Genomic DNA, 19,028 nt, shown 5'->3' with positions numbered 1-19,028 from the left:
CTTCTCACTGTGGGAGCAGGTGGCCCGGAGGGCCGGATGAGGGTCGGACGGCGGGCCAGGTCGCAATCCGACCCTCACCCTTTCGCGCCAGAACGACGGCTGCCGCCGTCGTGCGCTCAAGCCCTCTCCCAATGGGAGAGGAACGAAAAAGGGGGCTGGTGCGACCAGCCCCCTCTCGGTTCAACGCTTCATCGCCGATCAGTTCTGATACACCTGCCCCGAACCGGAGACGCTGCTGTTCAGCTTGGCGGGGCGCAGGGCCAGGTTGACGTCGCCCGAGCCGTTGATGTCGATATCGACCGTGCCGCTGGCGGCGAGCGTGGCCTCGCCCGAGCCGGCGATGTCGACCTTGGCGTCCGTCAGCGTCAGGCTGGCCAGGTCGGCGTCGCCCGAGCCCGAGATGTCCAGGTCCAGCCTGTCGGCGCGGCCCGAGGCCGAGACGTCCGACGACCCGGACACGGCCACCGACATTGACGGCTGGTCATACTGACGAATGGTCAGATCGCCCGAGCCGTTGGAGACGAAGCGGCGCACGTTCGGGGCGGTGACCACCACCTTCAGTTCGTCGCGTTCCGACCGGGCGGAGAAGTTTCCGCTGCTCCAGCCGAACACGACGCGTTCGTCGCCGTCGGCCAGGCGGATGCGACCATCCTCGACCGTCACGCGGTCGGCCAGGGCCTTGGGCCCGGTGACGACGACGGAGCTGGCCGGGCCCTGAACATAGTCGACGTCGACGCTGGAATCGACGGTCAGGGTTTCGCCGCCGGTCCAGGCCAGGGTGCGGGTGGTCATGGGGCCGAGGTCGTCGGTCCCGCCGCCCTTGACCCGCTCGAAGCGGACGCTCTCGCCATTGTCGTCCCTGAAGGTCCAGGCCCAGCCGTGGCGCTGCAGGTCGTGGCCGCCGATGGCGACGGCGCCGCCCACGGTGACAAGGCACAGCACCAGGGCGGCGCCGGCGATGATGAACAGGGTGCGGATCATGCCGAAACTCCCGAAGTCGAGGTGGATGGGGCAGGCGTGGGCTCAAGTGCGGGCTTGAGCAGGCGATAGTGCAGGCGGGCGAACCAGACGACGCCGTTGACCAGCCAGATGGTGAAGATGGTCAGAAGCGCCGCGATGAACACCGCCCCGGCCATCAGGCCCAGACCCATCAGGATCGCCGCGAACGGACCGCCGGGGAAGCCGGCGAACGGTCCGGCGACCATGATGACCCCGCCGGCGACGAACAGGGCGACGGCGGCGATGAAGAAGCCGAACACCGTCCCGACCACCCCCATCAGAATGGGCAGCAGGATCAGGATGTCGAGCGCGCCCAGGCCCAGCACCGCGAAGACGGCGCCGGCGGCGGCGGACGGGTTCTTTTCCTGGTGCCAGCGCTGAATGCCGGCCTCGGCCTTCAGTTCGCGGGCCAGGCGGACCGGATCGCCCAGGGCTTCGGCGACCTCGGCCTCGGTGCGACCGGCGGCGATCCCGTCGTCGAAATGGGTCTGATAGTCGGCGACGATGTCGTTGGCCGTGGTGGTCGGCAGACCGACCAGCCCGTCCTTGAGGCGGTTGATGAAATCGGCGCGCGTCATTGGGCGGCTCCCTGATCGGCGTCGTTCGCCACGATGGCGTCGACGGCCTTGGTGAAGGCGGACCATTCGGCGGTCTGGGCGGCCAGGGCCGCGCGACCCGCCTCGGTCAGGCGATAGTATTTGCGCGAGGGACCGGCGGAGGATTCGACCAGATAGGTCTCGACCTGGCCCTCCGACTGCATCCGCCGCATCAGCGGGTAGATGGTGCCTTCGCCCATGTCGATCGCGTCCGACAGGCGGCTGGCGATCTCATAGGCGTAGCTGTCCGCCCGGCTCAGAAGCGCCAGGACGCAAAGGCCCAGCACCCCTTTCTTCAACTGTATCTCGATGGTTTCAGACACCGCGATCTCTCCCTGTGTGTAGGGATTGACTACGGCAAGGTATCTGGCGACGCAAGGTAGCTGTCGAAACATGACAGCGATTTAATCGAGGCGGACAACCGTCGAGCCGCGGGTCGATCTTGGGCGGCATTGCGGCGATGGCGCGTTGTTCGCTTGGCAAGCCGAAAGCGATCCGATAGGTCAAATCCATCGCCGGGCGTGGGAATCGCGCCAGTGTGATTACTTGCGAGCCATTCGCAAGTGTCTGCTGTAGAACGGTTTTATGGGGAAGACTCCGATGGGGATGGGCAATCGAGCCCGGAGGACGCTGGGGGGGACTGCGGCCTCCATCGTGCTTGGGACCGGACTGGCGGTGTTCGCCGCCGCGCCGACCTGGGCGCAGGATCTGATGGGACAGCCGACGCCGGGGGGCATTGACCTGCAACCCGCAGCCTCGCCGCTGAAGCATGACGCCATCGCCTTCCACAACGGGCTGCTGGTGGTGATCACCGCCATCACCCTGCTGGTGCTGGGCCTGCTGGCCTGGATCGTGTTCCGCTACAACAAGAAGGCCAATCCGACGCCCGCGCGCTGGAGCCACAACACCACGATCGAGATCATCTGGACGGTCATGCCGGTCCTGATCCTGGCGGGCATCTCGCTGTTCTCGTTCCGGCTGCTGTTCGCCTATCACGACATGCCGACGCCGGACCTGACGGTGAAGGTGACCGGCAACCAGTGGAACTGGGCCTATGAATATCCCGACCAGGGCGTTGCGGAATATATCTCCAACATGCTGCCCGAGGACGAGGCCAAGGCGCGGGGCGTGCCCTATCGCCTGGCGGCGACCGAGCCGATGGTCGTGCCGGTCGGCAAGACGGTGCAACTGGTCATCACCGCCTCGGACGTGATCCACGCCGTGGCCCTGCCGGCCTTCGGTCTGAAGACCGACGCCGTGCCCGGCCGGATCAACACCACCTGGTTCAAGGCCGAGCGCACCGGCGTCTTCTACGGCCAATGCTCGGAACTGTGCGGCGTCGACCACGCCTTCATGCCCATCGAGATCCGGGTCGTGACCCAGGCGCAGTTCGAACAGTGGCTGGCCTCCAAGGGCGGCTCGATGAAGCCCAAGGTCGCCGCGCCCGCCGCCGCCGCGCCCGCCGCCGCCCCCGCCGCTCCGGCCGAGGGTGAAGCCGCCGCTGCGCCGGCCGCCACCGCCGGCGCCCCTGGCGCCCAACCCGTTCCCGCCGCGGCGCCCGCCGCGCCGGCCGCCCAGTAAGAGGCGAACAGATCCATGGCTGACGCTACCGCAACCCGCGACGCGACCCACATCGGTCACGCCCACGACCATCATCATCACGACGACCACAAGGTGGGCTTCTTCACCCGCTGGTTCCTGTCCACCAACCACAAGGACATCGGCACCCTGTATCTGATGTTCGCCATCATGGCGGGCATCGTCGGCGGCGCCCTGTCGGGCCTGATCCGCTGGGAACTGGCCGAGCCGGGCATCCAGATCTTCAAGGAAGGCTCGTCGATCCAGCTGCTGGGCCTGGTGGAGCAGTCCAAGCACGGCTACAACGCCGTGGTCACGGCCCACGCCCTGATCATGATCTTCTTCATGGTCATGCCCGCCATGATCGGCGGCTTCGGCAACTGGTTCGTGCCCATCATGATCGGGGCGCCGGACATGGCCTTCCCGCGCATGAACAATATCTCGTTCTGGCTGCTGGTCGCCGCCTGGTGCCTGCTGATCCTGTCGATGTTCGTCGACGGCGGGCCGGGCAAGGGCTTCGGCGGGGGCTGGACGGCCTATCCGCCGCTGTCGACCACGGGCCACGTCGGTCCCGCCTTCGACCTGGCCATCTTCGCCCTGCACGTCGCGGGCGCCAGCTCGATCCTGGGCGCGATCAACTTCATCACCACCATCCTGAACATGCGCGCGCCGGGCATGACCCTGCACCGGATGCCGCTGTTCGCCTGGTCGGTGCTGATCACCGCCTTCCTGCTGCTGCTGTCGCTGCCCGTCCTGGCCGGCGCCATCACCATGCTGCTGACCGACCGCAACTTCCACACCCACTTCTTCGATCCGGCCGGCGGCGGCGATCCGATCATGTACCAGCACCTGTTCTGGTTCTTCGGCCACCCGGAAGTGTACATCCTGATCCTGCCGGGCTTCGGCATCATCAGCCACATCGTCTCGACCTTCAGCCGCAAGCCGGTGTTCGGTTATCTGGCCATGGCCTACGCCATGGTGGCCATCGGCTTCGTCGGCTTCATCGTGTGGGCGCACCACATGTACACGGTCGGCATGAGCATCAATCTGCGCGCCTATTTCATCGCCGCCACCATGATCATCGCGGTGCCGACGGGCGTGAAGATCTTCAGCTGGATCGCCACCATGTGGGGCGGGTCCATCAGCTTCAAGACGCCCATGCTGTGGGCGATCGGGTTCATCTTCCTGTTCACCGTCGGCGGCGTGACCGGCGTGGTCCTGTCCAACGCCGGCATCGATTACAGCCTGCACGACACCTATTACGTCGTGGCCCACTTCCACTATGTGCTGTCGCTGGGCGCCGTCTTCGCCATCTTCGCGGGCTTCTACTACTGGTTCGAGAAGATGTTCGGGGTGAAGTACAACGAGTTCCTGGGCGCGACCCACTTCTGGATCATGTTCGTGGGCGTGAACCTGGTCTTCTTCCCGCAGCACTTCCTGGGTCTGCAGGGGATGCCGCGCCGCTACATCGACTATCCCGAGGCCTTCACCCTGTGGAACCACGTCTCGTCCATCGGCTATGCGATCACGGCCGTCGGCGTGGTGGTCTTCCTGATCATGCTGGCCGAGGCGGCGATCCGTCGCCGTCCGGGCGTGGCCAATCCGTGGGGCGAGGGCGCCACGACCCTGGAGTGGACCCTGTCCTCTCCGCCGCCGACGCACCAGTTCAACGAACTGCCGGTGGTCAAGGGCGACGAGCACTGACACCCGACCTTGCGCCGTCCTTCGGGCCTGTCCCGAGGGTCGGCCGGGGCGGCGACGAAAGACTGGGATGGGCCTCGGACGGACTGTTCGGGGCCCTTCTTTTTGTTTCTGGGAAAATGGAGACCCTCGGGACAAGCCCGAGGATGAGGGTGTAGAAGATGACCATCGTGACCCCGACCGACCTCGACCAAGCCGCCATCTCGACCGCCCAGCCGGAGGACTTCTTCCAGCTGTTGAAGCCGCGCGTGATGTCGCTGGTGGTGTTCACCGCCGCGACCGGGCTGATCGTCGCGCCGGGATCGGTCAATCCGCTGGTCGCGGCCATCGCCATCCTGTGCATCGCCGTGGGCGCGGGCGCGGCGGGGGCGCTGAACATGGCGCTGGAGGGCGAGACCGACGCCCTGATGCGGCGCACGCGCGGCCGGCCGGTGGCGGCGGGCCGCGTCAGGAAGAACGACGCCATGGCCTTCGGCGTGATCCTGAGCCTGTTCTCGGTCATGCTGCTGGGCATGAACACCAACTGGCTGGCGGCGGGGCTGCTGGCCCTGACCATCGTCTATTACGCCGGTTTCTACACCCTGCTGCTGAAGCGTCGGACGCCCCAGAACATCGTCATCGGCGGGGCGGCGGGCGCCTTTCCGCCGGTGATCGGCTGGGCGGCGGCGACGGGCCATGCGCCGTGGCAGGCGTGGCTGCTGTTCGCCATCATCTTCCTGTGGACCCCGCCGCACAGCTGGGCCCTGGCGCTGTATTCGGCCGGCGACTACGCCAAGGCGGGCATTCCGATGATGCCGGTGGCGCGCGGCGCCCGGTCCACCCGGCTGCAGATCCTGATCTACAGCCTGATCTTCGTGCCGACGGCCATCGCGCCCGCCCTGGTCGGCCTGGGCGGCCTCATCTATCTGGTCGTGTCGGTCGTGGGCGGCCTGGGTTTTCTGGGCCTGGCCTGGCGGCTGTTCCGCTCGCGCGCCGGCGACGAGCCTGACAAGGCCGACACCGTGGGACGCGAGGCCGCATTGTATGACGTCAAGGTCCAGGCCAAACCGGCGCGGGACCTGTTCGCCTTTTCCATCCTGTATCTGATGGCCCTGTTCTCGGCCCTGTTGGTCGAGGCCCTGGCCGGCCTGGGAGCGTAAGCCATGCGCCTGACCCCCGAAGAACTGCGTGCGCGCAAGCGTCGCAACGTCTGGATCGCCAGCGCCCTGGTCGCCTTCATCGTCCTGGTCTTCGCCACCACCGTCCTGCGCCTGCAGCAGAACCAGGCGGCGGAGCGGGCGCTGGAGCAGTCGGTCGAGAACAGCCGGCCATGAAGGCCGACCGCAAGAACCTGATCGCCATCGTCTGCGTGCTGGGCGTCATGGGGATGACGGGCGCGGCCTTCGCGGCGGTGCCGCTTTATCGGATGTTCTGTCAGGTGACAGGCTTCGACGGCACGGTGCGGCGGGCGGAAAAGGCGCCGGACAGGGTGCTGGACCAAACCGTCCTGGTGCGGTTCGACACCAATGTCCGGGGCCTGCCCATGACCTTCAAGGCCGAACAGGCGACGCAGCGGGTGCGGATCGGCGAAACGGGTCTGGCCTATTTCGACGTGACCAACACGTCGGACCGGCCGATCCAGGTGCGGGCCGGCTATAATGTCGTGCCGGAATATACGGGGCCGTATTTCCAGAAGCTGCAGTGTTTCTGCTTCACCGACCAGACCCTGGCGGCGGGCGAGACGCGCCAGTTCCCGATGCAGTATTTCATCGCCCCCGAACTGGCCACCGACCGGGAGGCGCGCGGCGCGCGCGAGATCACCCTCAGCTACACCTTCTATCCGTCCGTCGACGCGCCGACGGCTTGAGGTCTTGGCCCAGCCAGGCGTGGATTTCCCCGGCGTGGGGTGCGGCCTGGTGATCCGCGGCGACAATGGTCGCGTGCTGCTGTATCGGCGGGTTGGGGCGCCCGAGGCGAGTCATTGGAACATCGTCGGCAGCAAGGTCGATCCGATGGAGTCGTCGGCCCGGGTCGCTCGCCGCGAGGCCGAGGAGGAGACCAGCCTGGCCAAGTCATACATAACATAACCGTGGGTTAAATTCATACGACTAATAGTTGATATCGCAATGTGGTGGGATGGGTTCGTCATCAGCCACGCAGGAAAAGATGCGCGTCTCCCTGAAAACTAAACTGAGTGTGATTGCTTTGTCATTTGCCTGCACGGCGACAGCGATGCCGGCTAATGCTCAGTCGCAGCCGCCCCTGGATTCTTGCTGGGAAATCGTGGTCACTTGTAACAAACAGGGGGTCTGCGATATCTCGGAGCCGGTCCTAGTCGATTGCGACACGCTGTAACAATGACCATGCTGGCGGGGCTGCCGCCCCGTCAGCGCCTGACCTGTTCAGGTCCGAATTCCAATCCAGCCGGGAAGCGCGGCCAAGTTGGAGACGAAGGCGACCCAGTTGGTGTCGCCATAGCTGAACTGTGCCTTAGGCTGTAACCACTGGTCGTGGCTTCTGCGCGAAACCCGACATGGCCAGTTTCGTCCTGAAACACCTTGACCCCAATCCAGCCGCTGGTCTGTTGGCTGTCTCGAGCAAGCTCTGCGCCACGATTGATGTAGAACCCCGCCTTAGCACCGAGACGACATGCCGGTGTGGTTTCGGATCGCAGGACGCAATGCGTCAGAGGAGCATCGTCGGCGGACCACCAGCAGCTAAATTCAGCATAATCTTCGAACGGTTTACACTGAACTGGAACCTCGGTTGCAACAACCTGCTTCAATGGTTCTGCAGTTGTGCAGCCCGCAAGCCCCAACATTGTCAGCAGCACAACTTTTCTTCTGACCATATTATTCTCCTAGAATTCCTTCACGTTGTTTCAGTGCAACCTTGGCATGGCAAGAAAAAAGGACACACTGGAATCAAACCCCTCAGTCCTCGCTCAGCCCACATTCGAACGAGCGGACGCTGGCTGCGTGGACTTCCCCGGCGTGGGGTGCGGTCTGACGGCCCTCATAGAGCCCAAAGGGCCCTCTGGCCTGTTGCGCTCGACGGCGTTATGTCGGAAGAAACGGTGACTTCATCGCAGGATCGAGGCCTGACAAACGGCCCGGCCGCGAATGGATTTGAGGGGAAGAGACCGCATGGCCGACGCGCACGCCGCTCCGCAGCACGACTACCACCTGGTTCCGCCCAGCCCGTGGCCGCTGGTGTCGTCCATCGCCGCGGCCATCATGTTCATCGGAGCGGTGATCTGGATGAAGGGTCTGGCCCCGGCCGAGAATGGCCCGATCGCCGCCAACTTCCTGGCCCACGGCAAGCCCGGCGTCTTCTTCGCCGGCCTGGCGGGCGTGCTGATCTCCATGTTCGGCTGGTGGTCGGACGTGATCAAGGAATCCAAGGCGGGCGACCATACGCCGGTCGTCTCCATCGGCCTGCGCTACGGGATGCTGCTGTTCATCGCATCGGAGGTGATGTTCTTCGTCGCCTTCTTCTGGATGTTCTTCGACATGGCCCTGTTCCACGAATCGCGGGCGCTGACGCCGGAAGTCGGGACCTGGGCCGACACGGCCAAGGCCTGGTCGACCTGGCCGCCCAAGGGGGTCGAGGTGCTGTCGCCGTGGCAACTGCCGCTGTTGAACACCGTGACCCTGCTGCTGAGCGGCTGCACCGTCACCTGGGCGCACCACGCCATCCAGGTCGGGGACCGCAAGGGCGCCAAGATCGCCCTGGCCATCACCGTGGCGCTGGGCGTGCTGTTCACCTGCGTCCAGGCCTATGAATATCACCACATCCTGCACGAGAAGCTGTTCTTCAACGAAGAGGCGGTCAACTCGGGCCTGTACGGCTCCATCTTCTTCATGGCCACGGGCTTCCACGGCTTCCACGTCCTGATCGGGACCATCTTCCTGGCGGTCTGCCTGATCCGTCTGCTGGCCGGCGACTTCACCCCCCAGAAGCATTTCGGCTTCGAGGCGGCGGCCTGGTACTGGCACTTCGTGGACGTGGTCTGGCTGTTCCTGTTCGCCTTCGTCTATGTCGTCTTCGGTTGAGCCAAGACGGGCCTGAGACTGTCGAAACGGCGCGGGACGAGCCATCGTCCCGCGCCGTCATCGTTTGCGATCATCCGGTTCGCGCGGCGCTGAAGGGGCGGTGTCCGCGTTGCGGCCAGGGGCGGCTGTTCGACGGCTTTCTGAAGGTCCGGCCGGCGTGCGAGGCGTGCGGGCTGGATTTCTCGACCATCCAGACCGGCGACGGGCCGGCGACCTTCATCATGCAGATCGCCGGCTTCGTGGTGGTGTTCTCGGCCCTGTTCGTGGAGATCAAGTTCCACCCGCCCATGTGGCTGCATCTGATCGTCTGGCTGCCGATGGTGGCGGGCCTGTCGCTGGCGCTGATGCGGCCGGGCCGGGGGCTGATGATCGGCCTGCAGTACAGGAACCAGCGATGAAGCGTTTCCCGTGGGTGCTGACCGTGCTGACGGCGCTCGCCGTGGCCCTGCTTGTGGGGCTGGGCGTCTGGCAGGTCGAACGGCTGAAGTGGAAGGAAGGACTGATCGCGGCGGCCGATGCGGCGGCGGCGAAACCGCCCGCGCCGCTGGATCAGGTGCTGCAGGAGACCCGAAGCGGCGCCGACCTGGAGTTCCGCAAGGCCCTGATCGTCTGTCCCGGCCTGGCCAGCGCCCCCTTCGTGGCGTTGCAGTCGATCCACGACGGCGAGGCCGGGGTGCGGCTGATTTCGGCCTGTCGTCCGGCCGGTCAGGATTTCAGCCTGCTGGTCGACCGCGGCTTCGTCGGCGAGGGCGTGGCGACGCGGCCGCGCGTGATCGACACCACCTTGCCGCTGGTGCTGATGGGCGAGTTCCGCACGGTCCCCAAGCCCGGCGGCCTGAGCCCCGCCCCGGCCGACAACCGCTTCTACGCCCGCGACAACGCCGCCATGGCCAGGGCGCTGAAGGTCGCCGGGCCGGTGCGGCCCGAGGTGGTCTTCGCCCTGACCGCGACCAATCCCGAGTTCCCGGCCCTGCGGCCTTCGGCCCCGCCCGCCGCCTTCTCCAACAATCATTTCGGATACGCCCTGACGTGGTTCGGACTGGCGATCGCGCTCGTCGGCTTCTATGTGGCGCTGCTTCGCCGTCGAACCAAGAAAGACCTTTCCTGACCGCTTCCCTGCACACCCTGTCCAACGGCGTCCGCGTCGTCTGCGATCCCATGCCCGGCCTGAAGACCCTGGCCGTCGTCGTCACCGTCAAGGGCGGGGCGCGCTGGGAGGCCGAGGACCGCTCCGGCTGGTCGCACCTGCTGGAGCATCTGGTGTTCAAGGGCGCGGGCGACATGGCCGCGCGCGAGATCGTCGAACGCATCGAGGCCGAAGGCGGAACCATCAACGCCTCCACCGGATACGAGCGGACCAGTTTCGAGGTGCGGGGGCTGGACGGTTCCTTGCCGCTGGCCATGCAGGTGCTGTCGGACCTGGTGTTCCGGCCCACGCTCGATCCGACCGAGATCGTGCGCGAAAAGGACGTGGTGGCCCAGGAGATCGCCGAGGCCTTCGACACGCCCGACGACCATGTGTTCGAAATGGTCCAGACGCGCGCCTTCACCGGCCAGCCGATGGGGCGGCCGATCCTGGGCTCGATCGCCAGCCTGAAGCCAGCGGACAAGGCGACGGTCGAGGCGTGGCGGGCGCGTCTGTATTCGCCCGACCGCATGGTGGTGTCGGTGTCCGGCGCGGTGGAGGAGGGCGAACTGCTGGCCCTGGCCGAGCGCTGGTTCGGCGAGGCGGTCGCTGCGCCGGTCGAGGCCCCGGCCCCGGCCGTCTTCGTCGGCGGCCATGCGAAACTGACGCGCAAGATCGAACAGGCCAATCTGGTGTTCCAACTGCCCGCCCTGTCGGCGACCGATCCGGCCCTGTCGGCCATGCGGCTGTTCGGCGAAATCCTGGGCGGGGGCATGGCGTCGCGCCTGTTCCAGAGCGCGCGGGAAGAGCGGGGCCTGGCCTACGCCATCGACGCCTATCAGGAGCCGTATGAGGATGCGGGGGTGCTGGGCATCTACGCCGGGGCGGCGGCGGACCGGGCCAGGGAGCTGGCCGAGGTCTCGGCGACCGAGGTGCGGGCGCTGGCCGACACCGGACCGACCGAAAAGGAACTGTCGCGGGCCAAGGCGGTGATGAAGGCGGGCCTGTGGATGTCGGACGAAAACCCGATGAGCCGGGCGGGCCGCAACGCCGCCCAGACCCTGATCTTCGGCGCGCCGCGCGCCAGCGCCCTGATGACCGAACAGTTGGAAAGCCAGACGATCGAGGATGTGCGGACGGTCGGCGGGCGGGTGCTGGCGGGCGGCAAGGCGGCCAGCGCCGTGCTGGGGCCCAGGTCGGCCGCCCCGGCGGGCGAGGCCTTCGCCAGGGCGTTGTTCGGGGGCTGATCCCAACGCACGTCCGTCACCCTCGGGCTTGTCCCGAGGGGCCATGGTACGGCCGGTCACGGCCATGAAACCTGTCGCGACAGCGGCCGATCAGGCCTGCTGACAAATAGGCCCCGGGGACAAGCCCGATGTGACGGGGGAAGAGTAAGGGAACATCCGATCACGGTATCGGTTATGCTGGCGCTTCAATCCACCCGTCCCGGAGAACCCCATGTCCGTCCGCGTCGCCCTGATCGTCGGCAGCCTGCGCAAAGGCGCCTATTCGCGCGCCATCGGCCTTGAACTGAAGGCGCTGGCCGCGCCGGGGCTGGAGCTGGAGCTGGTCGAAATCGGCGACCTGCCGCTCTACAACCCCGACCTGGACACCGAGACGCCCCCGCCCGCCTGGACCCGTTTCCGCGACGAGGTGGCGACCACCGAGGCGGTGCTGTTCGTCACGCCCGAATACAACCGCTCCATCCCCGGGGCGCTGAAGAACGCGCTGGACGTCGGCTCGCGCCCCTATGGCCACAGCGTCTGGGCCAAGAAGCCCGCCGCCATCGTCAGCGTGTCGCCCGGCGCCCTGGCCGCCTTCGGCGCCAACCACCACCTGCGCCAGCCCCTGGTCTTCCTGGGGATGCCCACGATGCAGCAGCCCGAAGCCTATATCGGCAATGTCGCCGACCTGCTGGACGACGACGGCAAGTTGAAGAAGGACGACACGAAGAAGTTCCTGAAGGACTTCATGGACGCCTTCGCCGCCTGGATCGACACGACGAAGGGATAGTCGCGTCCGCCGTCGCGAGGCAGAGCAACGCCCCAATTGAAAACGGCGGCCCCTTGCAGGGCCGCCGTTTCCTTTATCGGATAAGACCGAACTCAGCCTTGGGTCTGGAGCTGGCCAGCCGATTCCTTGCCCGAACGCTTGTCGCGTTCCAGCTCGTAGGAAACCTTCTGGTTTTCGTCCAGGCCGCGCAGGCCGGCGGCTTCAACAGCCGAAATGTGGACGAAGACGTCCTTGCCGCCGTCGTCGGGTTGGATGAAGCCGTAGCCCTTGGTTGCGTTGAACCACTTAACAGTGCCGGTAGCCATGATGAGACCTCCGTTAGAGATTGACCGAGGGAACGCCCCTGCGGCCTGTCGGGTCTGAATGGGAGCGGCCTGGACTCGTGCGTTCGCAGAGAGAGTGGGCGTTACGCAGAGAGATCGACGAGGCTTATGTGCGCATGTCTTCGTGACAAATGCAAGCGCGCCCCGTGAGGCGACAAATTCGCCCGACGGAACGGTTTAGCTTGCAAGACGTTGATGTGACGAACGAAAGGCATTCATCATGAACCGCACCCACGTCGTGGAGCGCGCCTATCAGCTGGCGCGCACGCAGAACTGTCTGAATACGGGCGATGTCGTAAAGGCCCTGTCCGGCGAGGGCTATTCCGGCGCGGAAATCTCGCATTTCCAGGGCAGTTCGATCCGCGCCGACCTGAACCGCATCTGCAAGATGCCGAAGGCCGAGGTCGAAGCCACGCCGGACGCGGCCTGAGAGTCTGACCTGAGTCTTAATGCGCGCCGGCGTCGGCCGGCAGATGCATCTTCTCGAACCGCCCTACCCGCGCGACCAGGGTGCGGGCGGCGTCGTTCATGCCGGCGACCTCAACCTGGGCGCCCTGACGGCGGTAGCGGAACACCACCTTGTCCACGGCGGCGACGCCGGTCAGATCCCACAGATGCGCGTCGGTCATGTCGATGTGAACCCGCGTCGGCCGGCCATGGTGCTCGAAACTGGCGGCGAACAGATCGGCCGAGCCGAAGAACAGCTGACCCGACACGCGATATTGCAGAACGCCGGGTTCAGGCGTTTCGATCTCGGTCACGACCAGGGTCTTGCCCAGTTTGCGCATGAAGAAGACCGCGGACAGCAGGACGCCCAGCACCACCCCCTTGGACAGGTCATGGGTGGCGACGACGGTGACGGTGGTGGCGATCATGACGATCGACGACTGAAGCGGCAGGGTCCGCAGCTTCAGCACCGAGTTCCAGTCGAAGGTCCCGACCGACACCATGATCATGACGGCGACCAGGGCCGCCATGGGAATGCGCGCCACCCAGTCCTGAAGCGCCAGCATCAGGAACAGCAGGAACAGACCGGCCCACAGGGTCGACAGCCGCCCGCGCGCGCCCGACCCGACATTGATCATCGACTGGCCGATCATGGCGCAGCCCGCCATGCCGCCGAACAGGGGCGACAGGATGTTGGCGATCCCCTGGCCGCGCGTCTCGCGATCCTTGTCTGAGGCGGTGTCGGTGATGTCGTCGATCAGATTGGCGGTCAGCAGGCTTTCCAGCAGGCCGACAAAGGCCAGGGTCGCCGAGATCGGGGCGATGATCGCCAGGGTTTCCCACGTCAGGGGCACGGCTGGCAGGTGGAACATCGGCAGGGTCGTGGGCATCTGGCCCATGTCGCCGACGGTGCGGACGTCCAGCTTCATCACCATGACCACGGCGCTGATGAAGACGATGGCGACCAGGGGCGAGGGGACGGCCTTCGTGAGGCGCGGAAAACCGTAGATGACGGCCAGGGCCGCCGCGACCAGGGCGTAGGTGATCCAGCCCCTGCCGATCAGTTCGGGCATCTGGGCCAGGAAGATCAGGATGGCCAGCGAATTGACGAAGCCGGTCATCACGCTGCGGCTGACGAACCGGATGTAGCGGCCCAGTTTCAACAGGCCGATGGCGATCTGGAACACCCCGCACAGGATGGAGGCGGCGAACAGATATTCGATGCCGTGGTCGCGGACCAGGGTGACCATCAGCAGGGCCATGGCCCCGGTCGCGGCCGAGATCATGGCCGGGCGCCCGCCGACGAAGGCGATGGTGACGGCGATGACGACGCTGGCGTACAGGCCCACCGCCGGATCGACCCCGGCGATAAGCGAGAAGGCGATGGCCTCTGGGATCAGGGCCAGGGCGACGACGGTCCCCGCCAGCAGGTCGCGGCGCGGATTGGCGAGCCATTGACGGCGCGCGGAAGCGATCAGGGTCATGTCAGGATTACATCTGGATGAACCGCGCCCGACTGTTCGGTTTACGGCGGTTCGGTTTCCCAGCGGATCGGCGGCGGGGATAGCCACCCGTCGCCTGCGAACAGGGCCGGGTCCAAGGTGATGGCGTCCTGATGCGTCAGACGGGCGCGGAAAGCAAGACGCGGGCACGATCCGCACCCCATGCCGTCATTCCGGGGCCGAGCGTCAGCGAAGACCCCGCAAGCCAAGGGAGCGGCCCTGACGCCGACCTGTCATGGGCTTGCGCCGTGGTCCTGGGTTCCGGGTTCGTCCTGCGGCCGCCACGGAATGACGGTGAGGGGCGGCGGGACGGCCCGCCGTCAGACCAGTCCGGTCGTCGCCGGGGCCTCGGCCGCGCTGCCGGGGAAGACGCGATTGTCCAGGGCGGCGCGGTCCAGACCCATGTGATCGCGCAGCAGCCCCTTGAACACCGACCGGATGTCCAGGGTCGGTGCCAGGTCGCGGTTCTCGAACAGGCGGTTCTCGGCCAGGGTGGGCCAGTCGCCGATGGGACCGCCGCGCTTGATCGCCCCGCCCGCCAGCAACAGGGACGAGCCGGTGCCGTGGTCCGTCCCCTGGGTGCCGTTGGCGCGGGCGGTGCGGCCGAACTCGGTGGCGACCACCAGGGCGGTGCGCGGCCAGGCGTCGCCCAGACCCGTCTTCAGCCCCATGACCAGCTGATCCAGGCCGGTCAGCCGGTTCTGAAGCTGCGCCTTCTGGCCCGCATGGGTGTCCCAGCCGTCGAGAGACACGGCGATGACATCGGCGCCATCCGGCCCGCTCATCAGACGGGCGACGGCCTGACCCAGGCCCTGGACGTCGTTGCGACGCACCGGCTGGCCGCCGACCATTTCGACCCGCTCCTCGGTCGCCAGGCCGCGCGCCAGGTTCTGGCCCAGCAGCGGGTCCTCGACATAGAGGTCCTGCAGCAGGGCTGCGATGCGGTCGCCGCCGCGCACCAGCCCGCCCGGCGCCCAGCTGGACACGGGGGCGCCGCCGCGCAGGATCAGGGGCGTCTGGGCGCCGATGGACAGGCCCTTCACCGTGGTTCCGCCGGCCGCGACCAGGGCGCGGTTCAGCCAGCCGTCGGTCTGTTGGCGCAGGGCCTCGCCGCCGTTCTCCAGCACGTCCTGGGCTTCGAAATGCGAACGGATGCGGACCGGCAGGGCCACGGCGGGGGCGAACCGCATTTCGCCCTGACCATACAGCTGATGCAGGCCCGACAGCGCCGGGTGCAGGCCGAAACCCTCGCCCATGGCCAGGGCGCCGTTCGCCTCGCCCGGCGCGCCGATGGCCAGACCGCCGCGCAGGGGAACATAGTTGGCGTCGCCATGGGGGACGGTGACGGACAGGCCGTCCATGGCGCCGCGCGCGATGACGACCACCAGCTTGTTGGCGGGGCCGCGCGTCCGGGCGGCGACCTTGCCCGCGAAGGCCAGGCCCATGCCGGCGGTCGCGGCGGCCAGCAGGTGGCGACGGTTCAGGGAGAGGGCGTTCATCGGCGTTGAAACTCCGGCGACATGAACAGCAGGGTCAGGGCCTCGGGGCGGCTTTCGGCGCGGGCGACGGCCAAGCGCGTGCGTTCGCTGAGCCGGGCGCCCAGGGCGCCGGCGGCGACCGCGTCGGTGTCGGAAACATGGGCGGTCGCCGCGGCGGCGGACGCCCAGTTCAGCCGTTTGACCAGGGCGTCGGGACCGGCCCAGTCGGCGGCCGTGTCCGGCCATCCCTCGGGCGAGGGCGGGGCGTAGAGCGGCTGGCCCATGTCGGCCAGGGCCTGGCGCAGCGGCGGCAGACGCTGGGGCTGGGTTCCCAGGGCGCGGTGGGTGGAGACGACCAGGTCGTAGGGCGTCTTGATCTTGGCGGGCTGGGGCGTCCAGGTCTCGGGCGCGGCGATCAGGGCGCGGGCGACCTGGGCCAGATCGCCGCCCGAACGGGTCCAGGCGGCCTCAAGCCGGGCGACCAGGGCGTCGGGCGGGCTGTCGGCCACGAAATGGGCGGCCAGACGCCGCGACAGGCGTGTGGCCGTCGCCGGATGGCGGGCCAGATCGCGCAACACCGCCTGACCCTGGCCCAGGCCGCCGGGCGGATAGGTCTTGCCCATCACCGTGCGGGCGCCGGGTTCATGGACATTGGCGCGGAAGACGAAGCCGTTCGGACCCGGCTGAACCTGGGCGGCCATTCCGGCGCGACGTGGGCGGGCGCGACGCGGGGGGGCGGCGTCGGCGACCAGGCCCCCATCTTGCGCCTCGCGCGCGGTGGGAATGGACCAGCCGGTCAGGGCGCGGGCCAGTTCGGTCACGTCAGCCTGGGTATAGCCCGCATCGGCGCCGACGGTGTGCAGCTCCATCATCTCGCGGGCCAGGTTCTCGTTCAGCCCCGCCTTGCGCCGGGCGCCGACCGGACTGTCGGGGCCGGTCGAGCGGGCCTGGTCCAGATAGAGCAGCATGGCCGGATGCTGTTCGCAGGCCATGACCAGATCCTCGAACCGGCCGAAGACGTGGGGACGCACGGCCTCGCATTCGTACTGGGCGATGAAGGCGCCGCTGTCGAACCTGGCCGCCGAGACGGTCAGGGCGTTGGACCAGAACAGGGCCCAGCGCTCGGCGAATCCCTCCTCGGTCGCGGCGCCCAGCTGGGCGCGGGCCAGAAAGGCCTGGGCCGTGTCCTGAACGATGTCGCGCCGCGCGGCCTGGCGCGCCGCGCGCCGGGCTTCGGCGGCGGGATCGACGGGGGCGGCGCCGGGCGTGGCGGGGGTTTGGGCTGCAGGCGAAACGGCGGCCGCAGGGGCGGGCGCGCGAGAGGCGGACTGATAGTCGAAATACTGACCCAGCCGTTCGGCGGTGTCGGGCAGATCCCCCGGCGGCTGGGGCGCGCCCTGGCGCCGGATCTGTGCGAGGGCCCAGCCGCGCGGATCGGCGGCCACGCGCGCGATCTCGCCGGGACGGGCGCCCAGACCCAGCCGGGTCAGGGCGACGGCGGCGTCGATGGGGGGTGAAGCCATGACCTCTGTCCTCGTGCATCCCCCGAAGCCTGTAACGCACGAGGATGCGGCTTTCCGTCGCAGCGTGGCGACAGAAAAGCGACGAGGTCGAGGACGACAAGCCGGACAGGTTCAATCGACACACAGCCCGCCGCCCTTCGGGTCCGGGTTCCTCGCTTCGCTCAGCCCCGGAAGGACGAACGGGAGGCGGGTCGATCCAATGAGGTCAGGCCGGCTGGGCCAGGCCCGCCTCGGCCTGGACGATCAGGTCGCGGTCATCCACCTGCCAGGGGTGGAAGCCGGGTTTGTAGAAGGCGAAATAGTCGCCGATCATCCGCCGATACAGGCCCGGCTTCAGCCACAGCCAGCGGAACAGGCCGAACCGGGCGCGCCAGCCGACGATGCCGTCCTGTTTCAACAGCATCAGACTGGTTTCGCGCACCGTCTTGGTGAACAGCAGGGTGGTCAGCAGCATGGCCCAGCGCCGCAGCCGCCAGCGTTGAAGCGGCGACATCGCGCGGGTCGCGTGCAGGAAGACGTCATAGGCCACGCCCTTGTGTTCGATCTCCTCGATCGAATGCCAGCGCCACAGACGGGCCAGATCGTGCGGCGATCCCTTCAGCAGATCGGGGTCGGCCAGCAGCCGGTGGGCGAAGGCGGCGGTGAAATGCTCCAGCGCCATGGTCGCCGCCAGCTGGGCCAGCGGCGGGCGGGCGCGGGCGATGTCCAGCCGCTCGGTGACATAGGCCTCGATCGCGGCGGTCTGATAGCCGGCGCGTTCGGTGATGGCGTTGAAGGCCATGTGTTCGCGCGTGTGCGCCCCCTCCTGCACCGTGAAGGCGCGGATGTCGGCGGCCAGTTTCGGCGGCGCATCCCTGGCGAACCGCTTGACCGACTGGATAAAGAACCGCTCGCCGTCCGGGAAGGTCAGGCTGAGCGCATTCATCACGGCGGCGCCGAAGGGGTCGTTGTTCAACCACCAGCGTGGCGTGACGGCCTCGCGGTCGATATGCAGGTCGCGCGGCTTGATCTGGAGGTCGGCGGGGGTGGCGGATTTCGCCATGGTTCTGCTCCTCGATTTCGAGCGCAATATGGAGATAACTGACATTAATGTCAACTAATGGTCCGGTGAGACGTCGACGCGGCGCGGCGGCGCGCGAGGAGGCGCTGGAGGCGGCGCGCGATCTGCTGCTGTCCGGCGGCCCGGCGGCGGTGACGCTGAAGGCCGTGGGCCAGCGTATGGGGGTGGGCCACGCCAATCTGATCCACCATTTCGGATCGGCGGCCGGGCTTCAGGGCGCGCTGATGGATGCGATGGTGCGCGACCTGGCCCAGCGGATCGAGGCCGGGCTGGGCGAGGGGCGAGAGCAGGTCGAGCCGGATCGGCTGATGACCGTGGTGTTCGACGCCTTCGGCAAGGGCGGGGCGTCGCAGATGGCGGCCTGGCTGGCGCTGGCGCGCGAGCAGGGGCGGGCCGAGAGCTTCGCCGGGGTGGTGCGGGATCTGGCCGACCGTCTGGCGGCGATGGCGCCGGACGATCCGAACGCGGCGGAACGCGCGCGCGCGCTGGTCATGACGGCGGCCTATATGGCCTTCGCCGAAGGGCTGATCGGCGACATATTGACGCCGATGCTGGGCGCGCCCGACGGACTGGGCCGCGATCTGGCGCTGAAACTGACGGCGACGCTTTTGGGCGAACCTTAAGGTTCAGGCCAAGATCTTGGTGCTA

General features: G+C 67.4%; 22 protein-coding genes and 1 other annotated feature. Of the genes, 13 read left to right on the top strand and 9 right to left on the bottom strand.

The window, feature by feature from the left end; translation table 11 throughout:
* Positions 1 to 198: 198 nt before the first annotated feature.
* The 3 genes from P0Y50_01690 to P0Y50_01680 are packed head-to-tail and all read right to left on the bottom strand — an operon-like array spanning position 199 to position 1,918.
* Positions 199 to 981, bottom strand: coding sequence for a DUF2807 domain-containing protein (locus tag P0Y50_01690; protein ID WEK40342.1), 783 nt, complete (start codon positions 979 to 981; stop codon positions 199 to 201).
* On the bottom strand, positions 978 to 1,577 hold the full coding sequence (locus tag P0Y50_01685) for a DUF1700 domain-containing protein (GenBank protein ID WEK40341.1): 600 nt from the start codon (positions 1,575 to 1,577) through the stop codon (positions 978 to 980). The genes P0Y50_01690 and P0Y50_01685 overlap by 4 nt, the downstream gene beginning before the upstream one ends.
* A complete protein-coding gene (locus tag P0Y50_01680; protein WEK40340.1) occupies positions 1,574 to 1,918 on the bottom strand; it encodes a PadR family transcriptional regulator in 345 nt (114 codons plus the stop codon). Before P0Y50_01680 ends, P0Y50_01685 begins: the two co-directional genes overlap by 4 nt.
* A 388-nt stretch (positions 1,919 to 2,306) precedes the next feature.
* On the opposite strand from P0Y50_01680, the gene coxB reads away from it, so the two are divergent.
* The 6 genes from coxB (at position 2,307) to P0Y50_01650 (ending at position 6,940) form a co-directional block, all read left to right on the top strand.
* Positions 2,307 to 3,176 carry a cytochrome c oxidase subunit II gene (coxB, locus tag P0Y50_01675; GenBank protein WEK41508.1) on the top strand — a complete coding sequence of 290 codons (870 nt, stop codon included), beginning with the start codon at positions 2,307 to 2,309 and terminating at the stop codon, positions 3,174 to 3,176.
* A gap of 15 nt (positions 3,177 to 3,191) precedes the next feature.
* Entirely contained in the window at positions 3,192 to 4,877 is a 1,686-nt protein-coding gene (gene ctaD / locus P0Y50_01670; GenBank protein ID WEK40339.1) for a cytochrome c oxidase subunit I, read from the top strand.
* 158 nt (positions 4,878 to 5,035) lie between these two features.
* Positions 5,036 to 6,013: a heme o synthase gene (gene cyoE, locus P0Y50_01665; protein WEK40338.1), complete on the top strand. Its 978-nt coding sequence runs from the start codon at positions 5,036 to 5,038 to the stop codon at positions 6,011 to 6,013.
* A 3-nt stretch (positions 6,014 to 6,016) separates the two neighbouring features.
* Entirely contained in the window at positions 6,017 to 6,187 is a 171-nt protein-coding gene (locus P0Y50_01660; GenBank protein WEK40337.1) for a hypothetical protein, read from the top strand.
* Positions 6,184 to 6,720 (top strand): cytochrome c oxidase assembly protein, encoded by a 537-nt coding sequence (locus P0Y50_01655; GenBank protein ID WEK40336.1) that lies wholly within the window; start codon positions 6,184 to 6,186, stop codon positions 6,718 to 6,720. The genes P0Y50_01660 and P0Y50_01655 overlap by 4 nt, the downstream gene beginning before the upstream one ends.
* A gap of 4 nt (positions 6,721 to 6,724) precedes the next feature.
* Entirely contained in the window at positions 6,725 to 6,940 is a 216-nt protein-coding gene (locus tag P0Y50_01650) for an NUDIX domain-containing protein (protein ID WEK40335.1), read from the top strand.
* A 299-nt stretch (positions 6,941 to 7,239) separates the two neighbouring features.
* Here the strand turns inward: P0Y50_01650 and P0Y50_01645 are convergent, their stop codons facing one another.
* Positions 7,240 to 7,704: a hypothetical protein gene (locus P0Y50_01645; protein ID WEK40334.1), complete on the bottom strand. Its 465-nt coding sequence runs from the start codon at positions 7,702 to 7,704 to the stop codon at positions 7,240 to 7,242.
* Positions 7,705 to 7,999: 295 nt separating this feature from the next.
* Here P0Y50_01645 and P0Y50_01640 point away from each other — a divergent pair, with 295 nt between their 5' ends.
* From P0Y50_01640 to P0Y50_01620, 5 genes are all read left to right on the top strand, one after another.
* The gene (locus P0Y50_01640) at positions 8,000 to 8,908 is read left to right on the top strand and encodes a cytochrome c oxidase subunit 3 (protein WEK40333.1); all 909 of its coding nucleotides are present in this window, start codon (positions 8,000 to 8,002) and stop codon (positions 8,906 to 8,908) included.
* Positions 8,909 to 8,967: 59 nt separating this feature from the next.
* Positions 8,968 to 9,306 carry a DUF983 domain-containing protein gene (locus P0Y50_01635; GenBank protein WEK41507.1) on the top strand — a complete coding sequence of 113 codons (339 nt, stop codon included), beginning with the start codon at positions 8,968 to 8,970 and terminating at the stop codon, positions 9,304 to 9,306.
* Positions 9,303 to 10,016 carry an SURF1 family protein gene (locus P0Y50_01630; GenBank protein WEK40332.1) on the top strand — a complete coding sequence of 238 codons (714 nt, stop codon included), beginning with the start codon at positions 9,303 to 9,305 and terminating at the stop codon, positions 10,014 to 10,016. The genes P0Y50_01635 and P0Y50_01630 overlap by 4 nt, the downstream gene beginning before the upstream one ends.
* 50 nt (positions 10,017 to 10,066) lie before the next feature.
* The gene (locus P0Y50_01625) at positions 10,067 to 11,281 is read left to right on the top strand and encodes a pitrilysin family protein (protein WEK40331.1); all 1,215 of its coding nucleotides are present in this window, start codon (positions 10,067 to 10,069) and stop codon (positions 11,279 to 11,281) included.
* 211 nt (positions 11,282 to 11,492) lie between these two features.
* Positions 11,493 to 12,047: an NAD(P)H-dependent oxidoreductase gene (locus tag P0Y50_01620; protein ID WEK40330.1), complete on the top strand. Its 555-nt coding sequence runs from the start codon at positions 11,493 to 11,495 to the stop codon at positions 12,045 to 12,047.
* Between the two features lie 92 nt (positions 12,048 to 12,139).
* Here P0Y50_01620 and P0Y50_01615 read toward each other — a convergent pair whose 3' ends face one another.
* The gene (locus tag P0Y50_01615) at positions 12,140 to 12,352 is read right to left on the bottom strand and encodes a cold-shock protein (protein WEK40329.1); all 213 of its coding nucleotides are present in this window, start codon (positions 12,350 to 12,352) and stop codon (positions 12,140 to 12,142) included.
* A 238-nt stretch (positions 12,353 to 12,590) separates the two neighbouring features.
* Between P0Y50_01615 and P0Y50_01610 the strand changes: the two genes are divergently transcribed.
* Complete coding sequence (locus P0Y50_01610) at positions 12,591 to 12,800, top strand: hypothetical protein (protein WEK40328.1); 210 nt, start codon at positions 12,591 to 12,593, stop codon at positions 12,798 to 12,800.
* Between the two features lie 16 nt (positions 12,801 to 12,816).
* On the opposite strand, the gene P0Y50_01605 is transcribed toward P0Y50_01610, so the two are convergent.
* The 4 genes from P0Y50_01605 to P0Y50_01590 all read right to left on the bottom strand — a co-directional run bounded on the left by P0Y50_01605 (position 12,817) and on the right by P0Y50_01590 (position 18,362).
* Positions 12,817 to 14,295 carry a SulP family inorganic anion transporter gene (locus tag P0Y50_01605; GenBank protein WEK41506.1) on the bottom strand — a complete coding sequence of 493 codons (1,479 nt, stop codon included), beginning with the start codon at positions 14,293 to 14,295 and terminating at the stop codon, positions 12,817 to 12,819.
* Positions 14,296 to 14,354: 59 nt separating this feature from the next.
* Positions 14,355 to 14,418, bottom strand: a sequence feature (sul1 is cis-regulatory element that is thought to sense ions involved in sulfur or methionine metabolism; They are found in Alphaproteobacteria).
* Positions 14,419 to 14,639: 221 nt separating this feature from the next.
* Positions 14,640 to 15,818 (bottom strand): DUF1501 domain-containing protein, encoded by a 1,179-nt coding sequence (locus P0Y50_01600; protein ID WEK40327.1) that lies wholly within the window; start codon positions 15,816 to 15,818, stop codon positions 14,640 to 14,642.
* Entirely contained in the window at positions 15,815 to 17,320 is a 1,506-nt protein-coding gene (locus tag P0Y50_01595) for a DUF1800 domain-containing protein (protein WEK40326.1), read from the bottom strand. The genes P0Y50_01600 and P0Y50_01595 overlap by 4 nt, the downstream gene beginning before the upstream one ends.
* 205 nt (positions 17,321 to 17,525) lie before the next feature.
* Positions 17,526 to 18,362: a metal-dependent hydrolase gene (locus tag P0Y50_01590; GenBank protein WEK40325.1), complete on the bottom strand. Its 837-nt coding sequence runs from the start codon at positions 18,360 to 18,362 to the stop codon at positions 17,526 to 17,528.
* Positions 18,363 to 18,427: 65 nt separating this feature from the next.
* On the opposite strand from P0Y50_01590, the gene P0Y50_01585 reads away from it, so the two are divergent.
* On the top strand, positions 18,428 to 19,003 hold the full coding sequence (locus tag P0Y50_01585; protein ID WEK40324.1) for a TetR family transcriptional regulator: 576 nt from the start codon (positions 18,428 to 18,430) through the stop codon (positions 19,001 to 19,003).
* Positions 19,004 to 19,028: the final 25 nt, after the last annotated feature.

Origin of the sequence: Candidatus Brevundimonas colombiensis (genome assembly GCA_029202665.1) — a bacterium.
Classification (GTDB): domain Bacteria; phylum Pseudomonadota; class Alphaproteobacteria; order Caulobacterales; family Caulobacteraceae; genus Brevundimonas; species Brevundimonas colombiensis.
This window is presented reverse-complemented; position numbering and strand designations above follow the sequence as displayed.